General features: G+C 74.4%; 12 protein-coding genes. 11 read left to right on the top strand and 1 reads right to left on the bottom strand.

Annotated features, from left to right (window positions below; all coding sequences use genetic code 11):
• Window positions 1-51 precede the first annotated feature (51 nt).
• From ACIPM1_RS10245 to narI, 11 genes are all read left to right on the top strand, one after another.
• Window positions 52-900 (top strand): DUF2249 domain-containing protein, encoded by an 849-nt coding sequence (locus ACIPM1_RS10245; protein WP_402431602.1) that lies wholly within the window; start codon window positions 52-54, stop codon window positions 898-900.
• 51 nt (window positions 901-951) lie between these two features.
• Window positions 952-1,152, top strand: coding sequence for a hypothetical protein (locus ACIPM1_RS10240; protein WP_402431599.1), 201 nt, complete (start codon window positions 952-954; stop codon window positions 1,150-1,152).
• The gene (locus ACIPM1_RS10235; protein ID WP_402431596.1) at window positions 1,152-2,378 is read left to right on the top strand and encodes a TIGR04053 family radical SAM/SPASM domain-containing protein; all 1,227 of its coding nucleotides are present in this window, start codon (window positions 1,152-1,154) and stop codon (window positions 2,376-2,378) included. Before ACIPM1_RS10240 ends, ACIPM1_RS10235 begins: the two co-directional genes overlap by 1 nt.
• Before the next feature lie 41 nt (window positions 2,379-2,419).
• Window positions 2,420-5,068, top strand: coding sequence for a multicopper oxidase domain-containing protein (locus ACIPM1_RS10230; RefSeq protein WP_402431593.1), 2,649 nt, complete (start codon window positions 2,420-2,422; stop codon window positions 5,066-5,068).
• On the top strand, window positions 5,068-5,514 hold the full coding sequence (locus ACIPM1_RS10225) for a hypothetical protein (RefSeq protein WP_356183041.1): 447 nt from the start codon (window positions 5,068-5,070) through the stop codon (window positions 5,512-5,514). Before ACIPM1_RS10230 ends, ACIPM1_RS10225 begins: the two co-directional genes overlap by 1 nt.
• Window positions 5,515-5,804: 290 nt before the next feature.
• Window positions 5,805-7,043, top strand: a complete 1,239-nt coding sequence (locus ACIPM1_RS10220) for a nitrate/nitrite transporter (RefSeq protein ID WP_402431590.1) — start codon at window positions 5,805-5,807, stop codon at window positions 7,041-7,043.
• A gap of 19 nt (window positions 7,044-7,062) precedes the next feature.
• Window positions 7,063-7,539 carry a hemerythrin domain-containing protein gene (locus ACIPM1_RS10215; protein WP_402431587.1) on the top strand — a complete coding sequence of 159 codons (477 nt, stop codon included), beginning with the start codon at window positions 7,063-7,065 and terminating at the stop codon, window positions 7,537-7,539.
• Window positions 7,540-7,754: 215 nt separating this feature from the next.
• Complete coding sequence (locus ACIPM1_RS10210) at window positions 7,755-11,573, top strand: nitrate reductase subunit alpha (protein ID WP_402431584.1); 3,819 nt, start codon at window positions 7,755-7,757, stop codon at window positions 11,571-11,573.
• Window positions 11,574-11,575: 2 nt separating this feature from the next.
• Window positions 11,576-13,249, top strand: coding sequence for a nitrate reductase subunit beta (gene narH, locus ACIPM1_RS10205; protein WP_402431581.1), 1,674 nt, complete (start codon window positions 11,576-11,578; stop codon window positions 13,247-13,249).
• Complete coding sequence (narJ, locus tag ACIPM1_RS10200; protein WP_402431578.1) at window positions 13,246-13,890, top strand: nitrate reductase molybdenum cofactor assembly chaperone; 645 nt, start codon at window positions 13,246-13,248, stop codon at window positions 13,888-13,890. The genes narH and narJ overlap by 4 nt, the downstream gene beginning before the upstream one ends.
• Entirely contained in the window at window positions 13,887-14,657 is a 771-nt protein-coding gene (gene narI, locus ACIPM1_RS10195; protein WP_402431575.1) for a respiratory nitrate reductase subunit gamma, read from the top strand. Before narJ ends, narI begins: the two co-directional genes overlap by 4 nt.
• Before the next feature lie 85 nt (window positions 14,658-14,742).
• On the opposite strand, the gene ACIPM1_RS10190 is transcribed toward narI, so the two are convergent.
• Complete coding sequence (locus ACIPM1_RS10190) at window positions 14,743-17,268, bottom strand: SpoIIE family protein phosphatase (protein ID WP_402431572.1); 2,526 nt, start codon at window positions 17,266-17,268, stop codon at window positions 14,743-14,745.
• Window positions 17,269-17,271: the final 3 nt, after the last annotated feature.

Raw genomic sequence — 17,271 nt, 5'->3', positions numbered from 1 at the left:
GCACGCCGCACCGGCCGGCCACGCCGGCCGCGACCCGCTGGAGGCACCGCCATGAGCGCGCTCACCCTCGCGTCCACCCCCGAGGACGCCACGGCCCTGCAGACCGCCGAGGCGCATCACGCCCGCCTGGCCGGGGAGCTGACCGGACGGGTGACGATGCTGCTCACCGCCGTGGACCGGGACCCGGGCGCCGCCGAACGGATCCGTGCCGCCCTGGTCGCCTTCTGCGACCGCTCACTCTTGCCGCACGCGGCCGCCGAGGAGGCCGCGCTCTACCCCGCCGCGCACGCCCTGCCCGAGGCGCGCCTGCTCGTCGAGTCCCTGATCGCCGAACACCGCTGCCTCACCGAGCTCGTCGACGCGCTGCGCACCGCGACCCGGCCCTCGGGTGCGGTCGCCGACGCACGGGCCCTGCAGGTCCTCTTCGCCGAACACCTCGCCAAGGAGAACGGGCTCGTGCTGCCGCTGCTCGCCGTGGCACCGGACGTCTCCCTGGCGACGCTGCTCTCGGACATGCACCAGCGGCTCGCGACGGGACCGCACACCGCGCCGGGACCGGTCCTCGCGCCGGGCCCGGACGCAGACCACGGACGGGGCCCGCGGGACCGCGACGAGGAGGAGGCCGGCGCGTGCGGCGGAGACTGCGGCTGCGGTGACGCCGAGGAGAAGGCCGAGCCCGAACCCGAGCTCGACGTGCGCGGCGTGCCGCACGCCCTGCGGCACGCCACCGTGTTCGGCGCGCTCGACGCCGTCCCGGTGGGACACGCCATGGTGCTGGTCGCCCCGCACGACCCGCTGCCGCTGCTCGCCCAGATCGAACAGCGCAGCCCCGGAGCGTTCTCCGTGGAGTACCTGGAACGGGGGCCCGAAGCCTGGCGGCTGCGCCTCGACCACCACTGACGCGGCGTCACCTCCCCTGCACAACCGCACGATGAAAGAAGGAACGACCTGATGGACGGTACGCACCACCGGGCCCGGGCGCTGCCCCAGGCGGCCGGGAGGGCTCCGGCCGGCCTGGACGCGCCCCCGGCGGCCACCGCGGACGCCCCGGCGTCCGTCGCCGCGCACGACACCCCTCCGCGTCACCTGCCCGCGCACCGTGACGTCGCGCACCGCGGCTTCGCCCACCGCCTCCGCGGAACGGCGTCGTGATGAGCACCGCCCAGGTGATCCGCCGTCAGCGGCACGACGCGCAGGACCGGCCGTTCATCGTCATCTGGGAGTCCACTCGGGCCTGCCCGCTGGCCTGCCGGCACTGCCGTGCGGAGGCCGTACCCGACCGCGACCCGCGGGAGTTGGACACCGCCGCCGCCCAGGACCTGCTGCGGCAGGTGGCCGCGTTCGGGCGTCCCGCGCCGCTGTTCGTGATCACCGGCGGTGACCCGTTCCAGCGCCCCGACCTGAACGACCTCGTCGCGTACGGCCGGGAGGCGGGTGTCCGGGTCGCCGTGTCCCCCTCCGGCACCCCGACGCTCACCGAGGAGCGGCTGCGGGCCGTGCACGCCGCGGGCGCGGCCGGGCTCTCGCTCAGTCTGGACGGCTCCACCGCGGAAATCCACGACGCCTTCCGCGGTGTGCCCGGCGTCTACCGCTGGACCCTGGACGCCTGGGACACGGCCCGCGCCCTCGGTATGAAGGTACAGATCAACACCACGGTCGCCCGGCACAACCTGCACGACCTGCCCGACATCGTGCGCCTGGTCGCCGAGCACGGGGCGATGCTGTGGAGCGCCTTCTTCCTGGTGCCCACCGGCCGGGGCCGCGACCTCGGCGCGCTGACCCCCGGCGAGACGGAGGACGTCCTCAACTTCGTCCACGACGTGGGCCTGACCGTGCCCGCCAAGACCACCGAGGCCCACCACTTCCGCCGCGTCTGCCTCCAGCGCCGCATCCTCGCCGAGACCGGCGAGGACCATGCGGCGGTGCTGGGGCTCGGCCCGCTGTACCGGGAACTGCGCGCACGGGCCGCCGCGTTGGGCCTGGACTCCGGCGAGCGGCGGGTCCGGCGTCCGCCGCTGGACGTCAACGCGGGCCGCGGTTTCGTCTTCGTCTCGCACACCGGGAGCGTCCACCCGAGCGGATTCCTGCCGCTGGGCGCCGGAAACGTCCGCGAGACACCACTGACCGAGATCTACCGCACCTCCGGCCTCTTCACCGGACTGCGGGACGCCGACCGGCTGGGGGGCCGCTGCGGGGCGTGCGAGTTCCGCCGCGTGTGCGGCGGTTCGCGGTCCCGCGCCTACGGCGTCACCGGCGACCCGTACGCCGAGGAGCCCTGGTGCGGCTACCGCCCCGGGTCCTTCCCCCACCAGCGGGAACTGGCCGCCCTGCTGGCCGCCGGCCCGTCGAGCGCCCCGATCGGACCGGAAACGCCATGAGGCCCGGGAAGGCCATGAGCGGCGATCACCCCGGGAACACCGTGAACAGCACGCACGAAGCCCCCGCCGCCGCCCACCGCCCACCCGGCAGGTTCAAGGCGTCCGGGCCGCGCCGCCGGCACCTGGCCGCCCATGTCCTGGTCGCCGTATGGCTGGCCCTGGCCCTGGCGGCGGCCGCCGCCCAGCAGACGCTGCCGGTGGCCCGCTGGCTGGCCGTCCACCTGTTCCTGCTGGGCGCCGCCACCACCGCCGTACTGGTGTGGAGCGAGCACTTCGCCGTCGCCCTGCTCCACGTCCCGATGCCGGACCGGCGCTGGAGCACCGCCCGCCTGACCGGCGTCAACGTCGCGGTCGCCGCGGTGCTCGCCGGTGTGGCGGCGGACGTGCCGGCGCTGACCGGGGCGGGGTGCGCCGCGCTGGTCACCGCGGCGGGTGCGCACCTGGTGGTGCTGGCCCGTCTGGGCCGGAGCGCGCTCGGCGGGCGGCTCGCCCCCCTGGTCTCCTTCTACCGGGCCGCCGCCGCGGCCCTGATCGTGGGCGCGGTACTGGGCTGGCTGCTGGCCACCGGCAGGGCCGGTCCCGGCCGGTACGGCGGGCTGCGGCTCGCACATGTGCACGTCACCCTCCTCGGCTGGATCGGACTGCCCGTGCTGGGCACGCTGTTCATGCTGTGGCCCACCGTGCTGGGCGTGCGGATGGCCGAGCGCACCACCCGGGTGGCGCGCCGGGTGCTGGCGCTGACCGGCGGCGGCCTCATCGCGGCGGCCGCCGGACTGGGGGCCGGCCTGCGCCCGGTCGCCGTGACCGGGGTCGCCGCCTACGCGGCCGGGACGGCGGTCGCGGTCCACCTGTTCGCGCGGACGGTGCGCCACCGGCGCCCGGTCTCCGCGGCGGCCGCCTCGATGCTGGCCGCCGCCACGGCCTGGCTGTCCGCGGGCGTGGCGGTGGACCTGGTGCTGGTGGCCGCCCGCCCCCCGGCCGCGCTGGGCGAGGACGTGGAGTCCCTGGTCCCGGTGCTGCTCCTGGGGTTCGTCGGGCAGGTCCTCGTAGGAGCCCTGACCTATCTGCTGCCCATCGTCCTCGGCTCCGGACCGAAGGGGCGGGCCGCGCTGCGGGCCGTGCTCGAACGGGGCTGGCCGGTACGGCTCGCCGCGCTCAACCTCGGCGTGGCGCTGACCGCGCTGCCGCTGCCCGGCCCGGTGGGCACCGCGGGCGTGCTGCTGGCCGCGTCGGCCGGGGCCGCGTTCCTGGCCCTGGCCGTGCGGGTCCTCGTCCTCGGCGGCCGCGCCCGGCCGGGAGCGGAACGCCGTGCGGGCGGTGCCGCGCGGAACCCCGCCCTGTGGGGCGCCGCCGCGGGAGCCGTGCTGACCGTGCTGGCCGTGCTCGTGGCCGACAGCGGCGGTCACCCCGGCGCCCCGGCCGCAGCCGCCGGCACCGCGGGCGCGGCGCCGGGCACCGTCCGGACCGTCTCCGTCACCCTGGCCGACATGCGCGTCCGCCCGGCCCGGATCGAGGTCGCCGCGGGCACCGGGCTGCGGCTGCGGGTCACGAACGCCGACGCCCAGCACCACGACCTCAGGGTCGCGGACGGCCCCGCCACGCCCATGCTCGCCCCGGGCCACAGCCACACCCTCGACCTCGGACAGGTCACCCGGGACCGCGAGGCGTGGTGCACGATGCCCGGCCACCGGGCGGCCGGGATGACCCTGGACATCGTCGTCCGCGGGACGGCCCGGCGGCGGAGCGGCGGCGGTGCCGCCGCGGAGGCGTCCGGGCAGTCCGCGTCGGACGGGTCCGGCACGGGCGCGCGGGCCGGCCTCCTCGATCTCTCCGCCGGCTTCTCCGCGGACTGGCGGCCCCGTTCCGCCCGCCTGGCGCCCGCGCCCGGCGGGACGGTGCACCGGGTCGAACTGCACGCGGGCCGCACCGAGACCGAGGTCGCCCCGGGCGTGCGGCAGACCATGTGGACCTTCGGCGGCACCGCACCCGGCCCGGTGCTGCGCGGACGGGTGGGCGACGTCTTCGAGGTCACCCTCGTCAACGACGACCCCGCCATGGGCCACGGCATCGACTTCCACGCCGGCGCGCTCTCCCCGGACCGGGCCATGCGCACCGTCCGGCCCGGCGAGCGCCTGGTCTACCGCTTCCGCGCGCGGAGGGCCGGAGCGTGGCTGTACCACTGCAGCACCGCGCCGATGCTCCAGCACCTCGGCAACGGCATGTACGGCGCCGTCGTCATCGACCCGCCCGGCCTGCGGAAGGCGGACCACGAGTACCTGCTCGTCTCCTCCGAGCTCTACCTGGGCACCCCGGGCAGTGCCGCCCAGGTGGCGAAGATGCGTCAGGACACCCCGGACGCCTGGGTGTTCAACGGTGCCGCCGCCCAGTACGCCCAGCGGCCGCTGACGGCCCGCGCCGGTGAGCGGGCCCGCTTCTGGGTGGTCGCGGCCGGGCCGAGCGACGGCGTCGCCTTCCATGTCGTGGGCACCGTCTTCGACACCGTCTACAAGGAGGGCGCCTATCTGCTCCGGCCCGGCGACCCGGGCGGCGCGCAGGCGCTGGACCTGGCCCCGGCCCAGGGCGGCTTCGTCGAGACGGTCTTCCCCGCGGCCGGCCACTACGCGTTCGTCGACCACGACCTGCGCCACGCCGAGGCCGGGGCGCGCGGCGTCGTGGAGGTGAGCCGGTGATGGGCCCGGTCGGCCTGTGGTCCCTGGTGCGGTTCGTGCACGTGGCCGGTGCCGCCCTGTGGGTCGGCGGTCAGCTGGCGCTGTCCCTGGTGGTCCTGCCCGCGACCCGGCACCTGCCGGTGGCGGAGGCCAGGGACCGCTTCACCGCCGCCGCGGGCCGCCGCTTCGGGCTGCTGACCGCGACGGTGTTCCTGCCCGCGCAACTGGCCACCGGTTTCGCCCTCGCCCGGCACCGGGGCGTCACCTGGGCCGCGCTCGCCGAGCCCGGCTACGGCCGCACCCTGGCGGTCAAGCTGTGCCTCTTCACCCTGGTGATGCTCGCCGCCGCAGGACACGGCGTCGCCCACTCCAGAGGCCGTCCGGCGCTGGCCCGCGCCCTGGCGGTGGGCTCCCTCGCCGGCTCCTTCGGAGTCGTCCTGCTGGCCACCGCCCTGCCCGCCACCTGACCGCACGCAGGCGCACCAGACGCACGGAAACCACACGGAGGAGCCGCCTTCAGGGGGGCCTCCGCTGTGGCGCTGAAGGCGCTGTGCCGCCGGGCGGACGGTCCCCGGCCGCGGCGCCCCGCCCAGGGACCGTCCGCCCGGCGGGAAGGACTGATGGCCCCTGCCCTCGCCGGGCCTCGCGCAAGGACAGTGGCTGTGGGGTACCGGGACGCGGGCATGGGGCCCGCGGTGCCGGTGTGACTGCGGTGGCGCGTACCACCGTACGAGGAGGGACACACAGCATGGTCCACATGCCGAGAACGCAGAGCGACGGACTGTCGTCGAGGACACCGGTGTCCGGCCGGGCCTGGCTGATGCTGGCCCTGGCCACGGTCGGCTTCGCCGTGAACTTCTGGGCGTGGGCGCTGCTCAGCCCGCTCGGCCCCCGGTTCCGGGACACCCTGGACCTGACGTCGTTCGAACAGTCGCTGCTGGTCGCGGTGCCGGTCGTGGTCGGCTCCCTGGGCCGAATACCGGTGGGCGCGCTGACCGACCGCTTCGGCGGCCGGGTCATGTTCCCGATCGTGTCGGCGGCCACCATCGTGCCGGTGCTCTTCCTCGGCCTGGCCGGCCACTCCTCGCTCGCCGCGCTGCTGGCCGGCGGGTTCTTCCTCGGCATAGGCGGCACCGCCTTCGCCGTGGGCGTGCCCTTCGTCAGCGCCTGGTTCCCGCCCGAGCGGCGGGGCCTGGCCATAGGCGTCTTCGGCATGGGCATGGGCGGCACCGCGATCAGCGCCCTGACGACGGTGAAGCTGGTGGACGCCCACGGCATGGCCAACCCCTTCCTGATCACCGCGGCGGTCCTCGGGGCGTACGCGCTGCTGGCCGCGCTGGTGCTGCGGGACGCCCCCGGGCGCACGGTCCCGACCGAACCCCTCACCCGCCGCCTCGCCGCCACCCTGCGCCTGGGCGTCACCTGGCAGGCGTCCGCCCTGTACGCCGTGGCCTTCGGCGGCTACGTGGCCTTCTCCGTCTACCTGCCCACGTACCTCAAGACCGGCTACGGCCTCACCCAGGCCGACGCGGCGAACCGGATGGCGGGCTTCGTCCTGCTCGCGGTCGCCATGCGCCCGGTCGGCGGCTGGCTGTCGGACCGCCTCGGACCCGTGCGCGTCCTGGCCGGCACGCTGTCCGTGGTGCTGGCCGCGGCACTGGTGCAGTCGCTCACCCCGGCCCTGGCACCGGTGGGCACCATCGCCTTCCTGTCCATGGCCGCCGCGCTGGGCGCGGCCAGCGGGGCGACCTTCGCGCTGGTGGCGCTGCTGGCCCCGGCCGAACAGGTCGGCTCCGTCACCGGAGTCGTCGGGGCCGCGGGCGGCCTGGGCGGCTTCGTCCCGCCGCTGGTGATGGGCTCCCTGTACGGCGCCTACGGCTCCTACGCGGTCGGCCTGCTGCTGCTCGGCGTGGTCGCGGCAGCGGCACTGACCTTCACCGGCACCGGCGTGCGCCACGCGGTGACCCGCCGTACGGCGCCCGCCCGGACCCACTGAACGCCTCCGGAGCCCCGCGATGTGCGAGTACTGCGGCTGCCAGTCACTGGCGGCCATCGACGAACTGACCCGCGAGCACGACGAGGTCGTCCGCCTGATCAGCCACCTCCGGACCGCCCACCGGGAGGGTGACGCGGCCCGGGCCGCGCACCTCGCCCGCCGGGTGGCGACCGTGCTCGGCCCGCACACCCGGGTCGAGGAGCACGGGCTGTTCCCCGCCCTGGCCGGGGACTTCCCCGACCAGATCGCCGCCCTGGAGGCCGAGCACCGCGCTGTCGAGGCGGTGCTGGCCGAGGCCGCCGGCGGTGTCACGCCCGCGGACCCCTCGTGGCCGGACCGGCTGATGGCGGCCATGGCCGTGCTGCGCGACCACATCCTCAAGGAGCAGGACGGCGTCTTCCCGGCGGCGCTGGCCACCCTCGGCCCCGAGGAGTGGGAAGCGGTCGAGGCCGTGCGCGCGGCGGCGGGCGGCGCGCTTCCGAAGCCGGCCGCCTGACCGACGCGGCCTTCTCCGGCGCACCCGGCGGCGGCCCGCCCGCCGCCGCGGTCCGGTCCACGGTTCCGGGGTCCGGTGTGCGCGTGGCCGTCCGGACGCGGCAGCAGTGTTCCGGGCGTGGCTGTTGACCACCGGGGGGACGATGGTCGTACAGTCGGACCCGGCCGGACCGATCACGACGGAACGGGTCGCGTGCCCGGGAGCGGAGTGCCGCGGTGAGCACGGAAACGAGCCCGGAGCGGGCGGGCCTGGACGGTGAACTGACGGAGGCGCTGGTGCGCAGCCGACGGTTCTTCACCCGGGCGGAGATCTCCGAGGACCTGCGCACCCTGCACAAGGTGGGGGGTCGGCAGGCCGACGAGTTCTACCGGGACCGGTGGTCGCACGACAAGGTGGTGCGCTCCACGCACGGCGTGAACTGCACCGGCTCCTGCTCGTGGAAGGTGTTCGTCAAGGACGGCATCATCACCTGGGAGGCGCAGCAGACCGACTACCCGTCGGTGGGCCCGGACCGGCCGGAGTACGAACCGCGCGGCTGCCCCCGCGGCGCCGCCTTCTCCTGGTACACCTACTCGCCCACCCGGGTCCGCTACCCCTACGTGCGCGGTGTGCTGCTGACGATGTACCGGGAGGCCAGGGCCCGGCTCGGCGATCCGGTCGCGGCCTGGGCCGAGATCGTCTCCGACCCCGAGCGCGCCCGCCGCTACAAGGCGGCCCGCGGCAAGGGCGGACTGGTGCGGGCGAGTTGGGACGAGGCGGTGGAGATGGTCGCCGCCGCGCACGTCCACACCATCAAGAAGTACGGCCCTGACCGGCTGGCCGGGTTCTCGCCGATCCCGGCGATGTCGATGGTCTCGCACGCCGCCGGGTCCCGCTTCTACTCGTTGCTCGGCGGCGTGATGCTGTCCTTCTACGACTGGTACGCGGACCTCCCGGTCGCCTCCCCGCAGGTGTTCGGCGACCAGACGGACGTACCGGAGTCGGGGGACTGGTGGGACGCCGGCTACCTGATCATGTGGGGGTCGAACCTGCCGGTGACCCGCACCCCGGACGCCCACTGGATGGCCGAGGCGCGCTACCGCGGCCAGAAGGTCGTGGCGGTCTCCCCGGACTACGCGGACAACGTGAAGTTCGCCGACGAGTGGCTCGCTCCGCAGCCCGGCACCGACGGGGCCCTGGCGATGGCCATGGGCCACGTGGTCCTCAAGGAGTTCTTCGTCGACCGGCCCACGCCCCGCTTCACCCACTACGTCAAGCGGTACACGGACCTGCCGTTCCTGGTCGTCCTCGACGAGCTCACGGACGGGCAGGACGGACCGGCGGGGACGAGCGGGCAGGACGGACCGGCGGGGACGAGCGGGCAGGACGGACCGGGTGCGGCGGCCGCGGGCGGCGGTCCCGGCGGGCGGCCGCCCACGTACCGGCCCGGCAAGTTCCTCACCGCGGCCGACCTCGGCGGCGCGCACGCCGCGGCCGAGCACGCCGCGTTCCGCACGGTGCTGCTGGACGCGGCCACCGGGCGGCCGGTGGTGCCGGGCGGCACCCTCGGCGACCGGTACGGCGAGTCCGGCGCCGGGAAGTGGAACCTGGACCTCGGAGACCTCGACCCCCTGCTGTCCGCCGAGGGCGCAGGACAGGCCCCGGTCGCCGTCGAACTGCCCCGGTTCGACGCCCCGGACGGGAGCGCGGGGCGCCTGCTGCGCGGAGTCCCGGTACGCCGGATCGCCGGCCGTACCGTGACCACGGTGTACGACCTGCTCCTCGCCCAGTACGGCGTGGCCCGCGCGGGCCTGCCGGGCCGGTGGCCGGCCGGATACGACGACGCGGGCGAACCGTACACCCCGGCCTGGCAGGCCGCGATCACGGGCGTGGACGCCGGACGCGCGGCCCGGATCGCCCGCGAGTTCGCGGCCAACGCCGAGGATTCCGGCGGCCGTTCGATGATCGTGATGGGCGCGGGCACCAATCACTGGTTCCACTCGGACACCATCTACCGCGCCTTTCTGACCCTGACCACGCTGACCGGCTGCCAGGGCGTCAACGGCGGCGGCTGGGCCCACTACGTGGGGCAGGAGAAGGTCCGCCCCCTCACCGGCTACCAGTCGATCGCCACCGCCGCCGACTGGCACCGCCCGGCCCGGCAGATGATCCAGACCGCCTACTGGTACCTGCACAGTGACCAGTTCCGCTACGACCCGTTCTCCGCCGGGACCCTCGCGGCGGCCGGCGCGGGCGGCCCGTTCGCGGACCGGACCACGGCCGACGTGATCGCCGCCTCGGCGCGGATGGGCTGGATGCCGTCGTACCCGACCTTCGACCGCAACCCGCTGGACCTGGCCGACGAGGCCGACCGGGCGGGGCGGGACGTAGCGGAGCACGTGGTCGGTGAACTGCGTTCGGGGCGCCTGCGGTTCGCGGGCGAGGACCCGGACGCGCCGGAGAACTTCCCCCGCGTCCTGACCGTGTGGCGGGCCAACCTGCTGGGCTCCTCTGCCAAGGGCAACGAGTACTTCCTCAAGCACCTGCTGGGCGCCGACTCCTCGGTGCGCGCCACCGAGGCCCCGCCCGGTGCGCGCCCGCGGGACGTGGTGTGGCGGGAGCGGGCCCCGGAGGGCAAGCTCGACCTGCTGCTGACCCTCGACTTCCGCATGACCAGCACCACGCTGTTCTCGGACGTGGTCCTGCCCGCCGCGACCTGGTACGAGAAGCACGACCTGTCGAGCACGGACATGCACCCGTTCGTGCACGCCTTCAATCCGGCCATCGCCCCGCCCTGGCAGACCCGCACCGACTGGGACGCCTTCCACACCCTGGCCCGCGAGTTCAGCCGCCAGGCCGCCACGCACCTCGGGGCGCGCCGGGACGTGGTGGCCGCGCCGCTGCTGCACGACACCCCCGACGAACTGGCCAACCCGCACGGCACGGTCCGCGACTGGAAGGCGGGCGAGTGCGACCCCGTGCCGGGCCGGACCATGCCGAAACTGCTCACCGTGGAGCGCGACTACGGCGCCGTGGCGCAGAAGATGGCCGCGCTCGGCCCGCTGCTCGACAGCCTCGGCGCGACCACCAAGGGCGTCACCTTCCACGTCGAGCGCGAGCTGGACCACCTGCGGCACAAGAACGGCACCGTGCGCGGGGGAGTCGCCGACGGGCGCCCGTCGATCGCCCGGGACGCCCAGGCCTGCGAGGCGATCCTCGCCCTGTCCGGCACCACCAACGGCCACCTCGCCACCCAGGGCTTCCGCACCCTGGAGGCCCGCACCGGCCGGCCGCTGGCCGACCTGGCCGCCGAGCACGAAGGCAAGCGGATCACCTTCGCCGACACCCAGGCCGCGCCCGTCCCGGTCATCACCAGCCCCGAGTGGTCCGGTTCGGAGACCGGCGGACGCCGCTACTCGCCGTTCACCGTCAACGTTGAGCGGCTCAAGCCCTGGCACACCCTCACCGGACGCCAGCACTTCTATCTCGACCACGACTGGATCACCGCGCTGGGCGAACAACTCCCCGTCTACCGGCCCCCGTTGAACATGCACGCCCTGTTCGGCGAGCCACGCCTCGGCGAGCGGGGCGAACTCGGCGTGACCCTGCGCTACCTGACCCCGCACAACAAGTGGTCCATCCACTCCGAGTACCAGGACAACCTGTTCATGCTCTCGCTGTCGCGGGGCGGCCCGACCCTGTGGATGTCCACCGCCGACGCGGCGAGGATCGGCGTACGGGACAACGACTGGATCGAGGCGGTCAACCGCAACGGCGTGGTCGCCGCGCGCGCGGTCGTCTCGCACCGGATGCCCGAGGGCACCGTCTACATGCACCACGCCCAGGACCGGCTGATCGACGTCCCCCGCACCGAGACCACCGGCAGGCGCGGCGGCATCCACAACTCCCTGACCCGCCTGCTGATCAAACCGAGCCATCTGATCGGCGGCTACGCCCAACTGTCGTACGCCTTCAACTATCTGGGACCGACCGGCAACCAGCGCGACGAGGTCACGGTCGTCCGCCAGCGGTCCTCGCAGGACGTGGAGTACTGATCATGCGTGTGATGGCCCAGATGGCGATGGTGATGAACCTCGACAAGTGCATCGGCTGCCACACCTGCTCGGTCACCTGCAAACAGGCGTGGACCAACCGCACGGGAGTCGAGTACGTCTGGTTCAACAACGTCGAGACCCGCCCCGGCCAGGGCTACCCGCGCCGCTACGAGGACCAGGACAGGTGGCGCGGCGGCTGGGAGCTCAACAAGCGCGGGCGGCTCACCCTGAAGGCGGGCGGCCGGTTCAAGAAGCTGGTCACGATCTTCTCCAACCCCGTGCTGCCGAGCCTCGACGACTACTACCAGCCGTGGACCTACGACTACGAGAACCTGACCAACGCCCCCCTGCAGGAGCACACCCCGGTCGCCCGGCCCAAGTCCCTGATCACCGGCAAGGACATGAAGATCACCTGGTCGGCCAACTGGGACGACGACCTCGGCGGTTCGGCCGACCACGGCGAGAAGGACGTCCTGCTGAACGAGGTCTCCCAGAAGATCAGGTTCGAGTTCGAGCAGACCTTCATGTTCTACCTGCCGCGGATCTGCGAGCACTGCCTCAACCCGTCCTGCGCGGCCTCCTGTCCCTCCGGCGCGATCTACAAGCGCACCGAGGACGGCATCGTCCTCGTCGACCAGGACCGCTGCCGCGGCTGGCGGATGTGCGTGACCGGGTGCCCGTACAAGAAGGTCTACTTCAACCACCGCACCGGCAAGGCGGAGAAGTGCACCTTCTGCTTCCCGCGCGTCGAGGTGGGCCTGCCCACCGTCTGCTCCGAGACGTGCGTCGGCCGGCTGCGCTACATCGGCCTCGTCCTCTACGACGCCGACCGCGTCCTGGCGGCCGCCTCCACCCCGGACGACACCGGCCTGTACGAGGCGCAGCGCGAGGTCTTCCTCGACCCGGACGACCCGCGGGTCGCCGCGGAGGCGGAGCGCGCCGGCATCCCCCGCGACTGGGTCGAGGCGGCCCGGCGCTCCCCGGTGCACGCCCTGATCAACACCTACCGGGTCGCCCTGCCGCTGCATCCCGAGTACCGCACCCTGCCCATGGTCTGGTACATCCCGCCGCTCTCGCCGGTCGTCGACGTTGTCCGCGACACCGGCCACGACGCCGAGGACCACCGCACCCTCTTCGCCGCCGTCGACGCCCTGCGCATCCCCGTCGACTACCTCGCCCGGCTGTTCACCGCCGGCGACCCCGCCCCGGTCGACGCGGTACTGCGCCGCCTGGCCGCCATGCGCTCCTACATGCGCGACATCAACCTCGGCCGCGAACCGGACGCCGCCATCCCCGCGCGCGTCGGCATGAGCGAGGAGGAGATGTACGACATGTACCGGCTGCTGGCGCTCGCCAAGTACGACGAGCGGTACGTCATCCCGCCCGCCCACGCCGAACAGGCCCACCGCCTGGAGGAACTGGCCACCGAGTGCAGCCTCGACTACGAGGGCGGCCCCGGCATGGGAGGCTCCGGCCCGTTCGGCGAGACCTCAGGCGGCGCCGCCCCGATCGCGGTGGAGACCTACCGGGCCCTGCGCGACCGGCAGACCAGCGACACCCCCGCCGCCCCGCAGGACAAGGGCGACCGCGTCAACCTCCTGAACTGGGACGGCAAGGGACACCCGCCCGGCCTCTTCCCACCCGCCGCCGACGACCGTGAGGACGGCACGACATGAGGCCGCCCGCCGCCGACGCCCGCGTAGCCCTGGCCTGGCAGGCCCAGTCGCTGTTGCTGGCCTACCCCGACGAGCGGCTGCCCGAGCGCCTCACCCTCGCCCGCCGCGTCGCCGCCACCCAGCCCGAGGCGGTCGCCGGCCCCCTCCGCGTCTTCGCCGAACAGGCCGAGCGCACCCCGCCGCACGACCTCGCCGCCGACTACGTCGCCACCTTCGACCACCGCCGGCGCTGCTGCCCCTACCTCACCTACTACGCCCACGGCGACACCCGGAAACGGGGGATCGCCCTGCTGCGGCTGAAGCAGACCTACGCCGCCGCCGGCTGGCGCCTGGGCGAGGACGAACTGCCCGACCACCTCGCCGTCGTCCTGGAGTTCGCCGCCGCCGAACCCGCCGTCGGCGCGCGCCTGCTCACCGACCACCGCGCGGGACTGGAACTGCTCCGCCTGGCCCTGCGCGACGCCGGCTCGCCCTGGGCGCACGTGCTCACCTCCGTCTCCGCGACCCTGCCCGCGCTCGGCGGCGACGAACACGCGGCCATCGGCCGGCTCGCCGCCCAGGGGCCGCCCGAGGAACAGGTCGGCCTCGCCCCCTACACACCCGCCTCGTTCATGCCCGACCCCGCGGGAGGCCCCCGATGAACCCACCCGCGCACTCCCCGGTCCTGGCGGCCGAGCCCGGCACCGGGAGCATCCTGCTGTGGGTCGTCCTGCCGTACGTCAGTCTCGCGGTGTTCGTCCTCGGCCACATCTGGCGCTACCGCTACGACAAGTTCGGCTGGACCACGCGCTCCTCCCAGCTGTACGAGAGGCGGCTGCTGCGCATCGGCAGCCCGCTGTTCCACTTCGGCATCCTGCTCGTGCTCCTCGGCCACATCGGGGGCCTGCTCGTCCCGAAGAGCTGGACCGAGGCCCTCGGCATCGGCGAGCACGCCTACCACGTCTCCGCGGTCCTCCTCGGCACCGTCGCCGGGGTCGCCACCGTGGGCGGCCTCGCGATCCTCGTCTACCGGCGCCGCACCGTCGGCCCGGTCTTCTCCGCCACCACCCGCAACGACAAGGCCATGTACGTCTCGCTGAGCCTCACCATCGTGCTCGGACTGGCCGCCACAGTGGCCGCGAACCTCGTCGGCGGGGGCTACGACTACCGCGAGACCATCTCGCCCTGGTTCCGCTCCCTCTTCTCCTTCACACCCGACCCGGCCCTGATGGCCGGCGCCCCGCTCCTCTTCCGTCTGCACGCCCTCAGCGCCCTGCTCCTCTTCGCCTTCTGGCCCTTCACCCGGCTCGTGCACATGCTCACGGCGCCCCTCGGCTACCTGACCCGCCCGTACATCGTCTACCGCAGCCGGGACCCCCGCCTCGGCACCCGCCCCCCGCGCCGCGGCTGGGAACGCGTGGGCTCCTGACCACCACCGGCGCCGGTCGGCACCGGGTGAAGGGGGCCGGGCGGCGGCCGGGACGCGGGCCGGACATGCCCCGGCGGGCACGCCGCTACGGTAGGGACGCCACGAACGCGTCCAGGTCGGGCCCGCCGGCCGACCGCCCTCGGCCCGTCTCCGGGCCGGGGAGGGGCAGCTCCGCCCAGATGGTCTTGCCGTCTCCCGCGTAGCGGGTCCCCCAGCGCAGGGCGAACTGGGCCACGAGGAACAGGCCCCGGCCGCCTTCCTCGACGACCTGGGCCCGTCGCAGATGGGGGGAGGTGCTGCTGTGGTCGGAGACCGCGCAGATCAGCCGGTTCGAGGAGCGGATCAGACGGAGCCCGACGGGGCCGCGGGCGTGCCGGATCGCGTTGGTGACCAGTTCGCTGACGATCAGCTCGACGGAGAACGACAGATCCTCCAGCTCCCACTGCGCGAGGCGCGCGTCGGTCAGCCTGCGGGCCTGTCCCACCGCGGCCGGCTCGAAGGCCAGATCCCAGGAGACGACGTCCTCGCCCGGCAGCGGGCGGGGGCGGGCGACGAGGAAGGCGACGTCGTCCGGGGGGCGGTCCGGCAGCAGGGACCGCTCCATGGTGTCGCAGATCTCCTCCAGGGGCCGGTCGGGGTGGGCGAGCGCGAAGGTCAGCCGTTCCAGGCCGGTGTCCGGGTCGCCGTCGGAGGCCGTGACCAGGCCGTCGGTGTAGAGGGCCAGCACGGAGCCGTCCGGGATGTCGAACTCGGCCGACTCGAACGGCAGCCCGCCGATGCCCAGCGGCGGCCCCGCCGGGATCTCGGGGAACTCCACCACCTTGTCCAGGTGGGCGAGCGCGGGCGGCGGATGGCCCGCGCGGGCGAAGGTGGCGCGGCGGGTGACGGGGTCGTAGATCCCGTACAGGCAGCTCGCGCCGACCACGCCCTCGACCTGGCCGGGGTACGCCGCCTCCGCCTCCTGCGCCAGCCGGCCGACCAGGTCGTCGAGGTGGGAGAGCAGCTCGTCGGGCGGCAGATCCAGGTCGGCCAGCGTGTGCACCGCGGTGCGCAGCCGTCCCATGGTCGCCGTGGCGTGGATGCCGTGGCCGACGACGTCTCCGACGACCAGCCCCACCCGGGCGCAGGCCAGGGGCAGCACGTCGAACCAGTCGCCGCCCACTCCCGCCTCGGTGTCCGCGGGCAGATAGCGGTAGGCGGCCTCCACGGCCGCGTGGGCGGGCAGCTCGTGCGGCAGCAGGCTGCGCTGCAGGGTGAGCGCCGACTGGTGCTCGCGGGTGTACCGGCGTGCGTTGTCGATGCACACGGCGGCGCGGGCGGCGAGTTCCTCGACGAGCAGCAGGTCCTCGGCGGCGAAGGGCTCCGGGGTGCGCCAGCGCATGAGGGTGGCCACCCCCATGGTGATCCCGCGGGCCCGGAGCGGAACCACCAGGTGGGAATGTATGCCCAACGTGCGCGCGAGTGCGCTGCGCACGGGGTCCTGAAGCAGCCAGGGGCTGGACGGGTCCACGACGGCGTGCAGGATGGGATGCCCGTCCGCCAGGCACTGCCCCTGCGGGGACCCCTCCGGATAGACGACCGTCTGGCCGGGAGTGACGACGGCCTCGGGCAGGTCCTCGCGGACGGAGCGGTGGACGACCCGGCGCATGGCGTCCGTCCGGCCGGCGGCACGAGCGTCGGGCTCCCGGCCGGACAGCACGTCGCCGAGCAGGTCGACGGCGGTGAAGTCGGCGACCCGGGGCACCAGGATCTCGGCCAGTTCCTGGACCGTGCGGCCGAGGTCGAGGGTGCTCCCGATCAGCACACTGGCCTCGTTGAGCAGAGCCAGCCGCTGCTGCGCGTGGTGGAGGTCGGTGACGTCCACCGACTCCTCGCACACTCCCAGGGGCCGGCCCTCCGGGTCCTGGAGCCGGTAGTAGGACAGTGACCACACGTGGTCACGGCTGGGATCGGACGGCGGGCGGCCGCGGTACTGGAGGCCGACGACGGTCTGCCCGGAGTCGAGGACCCGGCTCATGAGCTGGGTGACCGTGGACGGGTACTGGGCGGACAGCACCTGGCTGCCCGGGTACAGCTCGTCCTCGGTGCGCCCCAGGTAGTGGGTGAACGGCCCGGGCAGTTCCAGCCGGGCCGCCGCGTTCGCCCACGCCACCCGCAGGTCGGGGCCGTAGATCGTCAGGGCCACGGGGGACTGGGTGGTGATGCCGTGCAGCATGGCCTGCCGCATCTGCCAGTCCCGGAAATCCGCGGCGTCCGCGAGGAGCAGCAGGACGGCCGGGCCCGCGACCGTGTCGGGCAGCCGGCGGCAGACGGCCGCCACCGGCAGCAGGCGACCGGACCGGTGACGGAACGTGCCGCTGTGGTGGCACTCGGGGAGCCGCGGCTGCTGCCACCACCTCGCGGCGGCGGCGTCCTCCCCGTCCGGCTGTGCCGACAGGGTGTCGATCGAGTGCCCGAGGACCTCCTGCGCCTCGTAGCCGAGCAGTTCTTCGGCCTCCGGACTCCATCCGGTGACCCGTCCCAGGCCGTCCAGCAGGACGGCGGCGGCCCGTGTGACCCGGAGGGGGTCGCCGTTCCCGGCCGCCTCGAGTCCATTCGATGGTGTGGTCATCGC

The organism is Streptomyces sp. NPDC086766 (assembly GCF_044746005.1).
GTDB lineage: Bacteria > Actinomycetota > Actinomycetes > Streptomycetales > Streptomycetaceae > Streptomyces.
The sequence above is the reverse complement of the archived record's forward strand: the minus strand, read 5'-3'. Positions and strand labels throughout refer to the sequence as shown.

Bases quoted from the DNA above. Each gene is read 5' to 3' on its own strand.
- ACIPM1_RS10245 (WP_402431602.1), top strand. From the start codon at position 52: ATGAGCGCGCTCACCCTCGCGTCCACCCCCGAGGACGCCACGGCCCTG.
- ACIPM1_RS10240 (WP_402431599.1), top strand. From the start codon at position 952: ATGGACGGTACGCACCACCGGGCCCGGGCGCTGCCCCAGGCGGCCGGG.
- ACIPM1_RS10235 (WP_402431596.1), top strand. From the start codon at position 1,152: ATGAGCACCGCCCAGGTGATCCGCCGTCAGCGGCACGACGCGCAGGAC.
- ACIPM1_RS10225 (WP_356183041.1), top strand. From the start codon at position 5,068: ATGGGCCCGGTCGGCCTGTGGTCCCTGGTGCGGTTCGTGCACGTGGCC.
- ACIPM1_RS10220 (WP_402431590.1), top strand. From the start codon at position 5,805: ATGCCGAGAACGCAGAGCGACGGACTGTCGTCGAGGACACCGGTGTCC.
- ACIPM1_RS10215 (WP_402431587.1), top strand. From the start codon at position 7,063: ATGTGCGAGTACTGCGGCTGCCAGTCACTGGCGGCCATCGACGAACTG.
- narH (WP_402431581.1), top strand. From the start codon at position 11,576: ATGCGTGTGATGGCCCAGATGGCGATGGTGATGAACCTCGACAAGTGC.
- narJ (WP_402431578.1), top strand. From the start codon at position 13,246: ATGAGGCCGCCCGCCGCCGACGCCCGCGTAGCCCTGGCCTGGCAGGCC.
- narI (WP_402431575.1), top strand. From the start codon at position 13,887: ATGAACCCACCCGCGCACTCCCCGGTCCTGGCGGCCGAGCCCGGCACC.
- ACIPM1_RS10190 (WP_402431572.1), bottom strand. From the start codon at position 17,268: ATGACCACACCATCGAATGGACTCGAGGCGGCCGGGAACGGCGACCCC.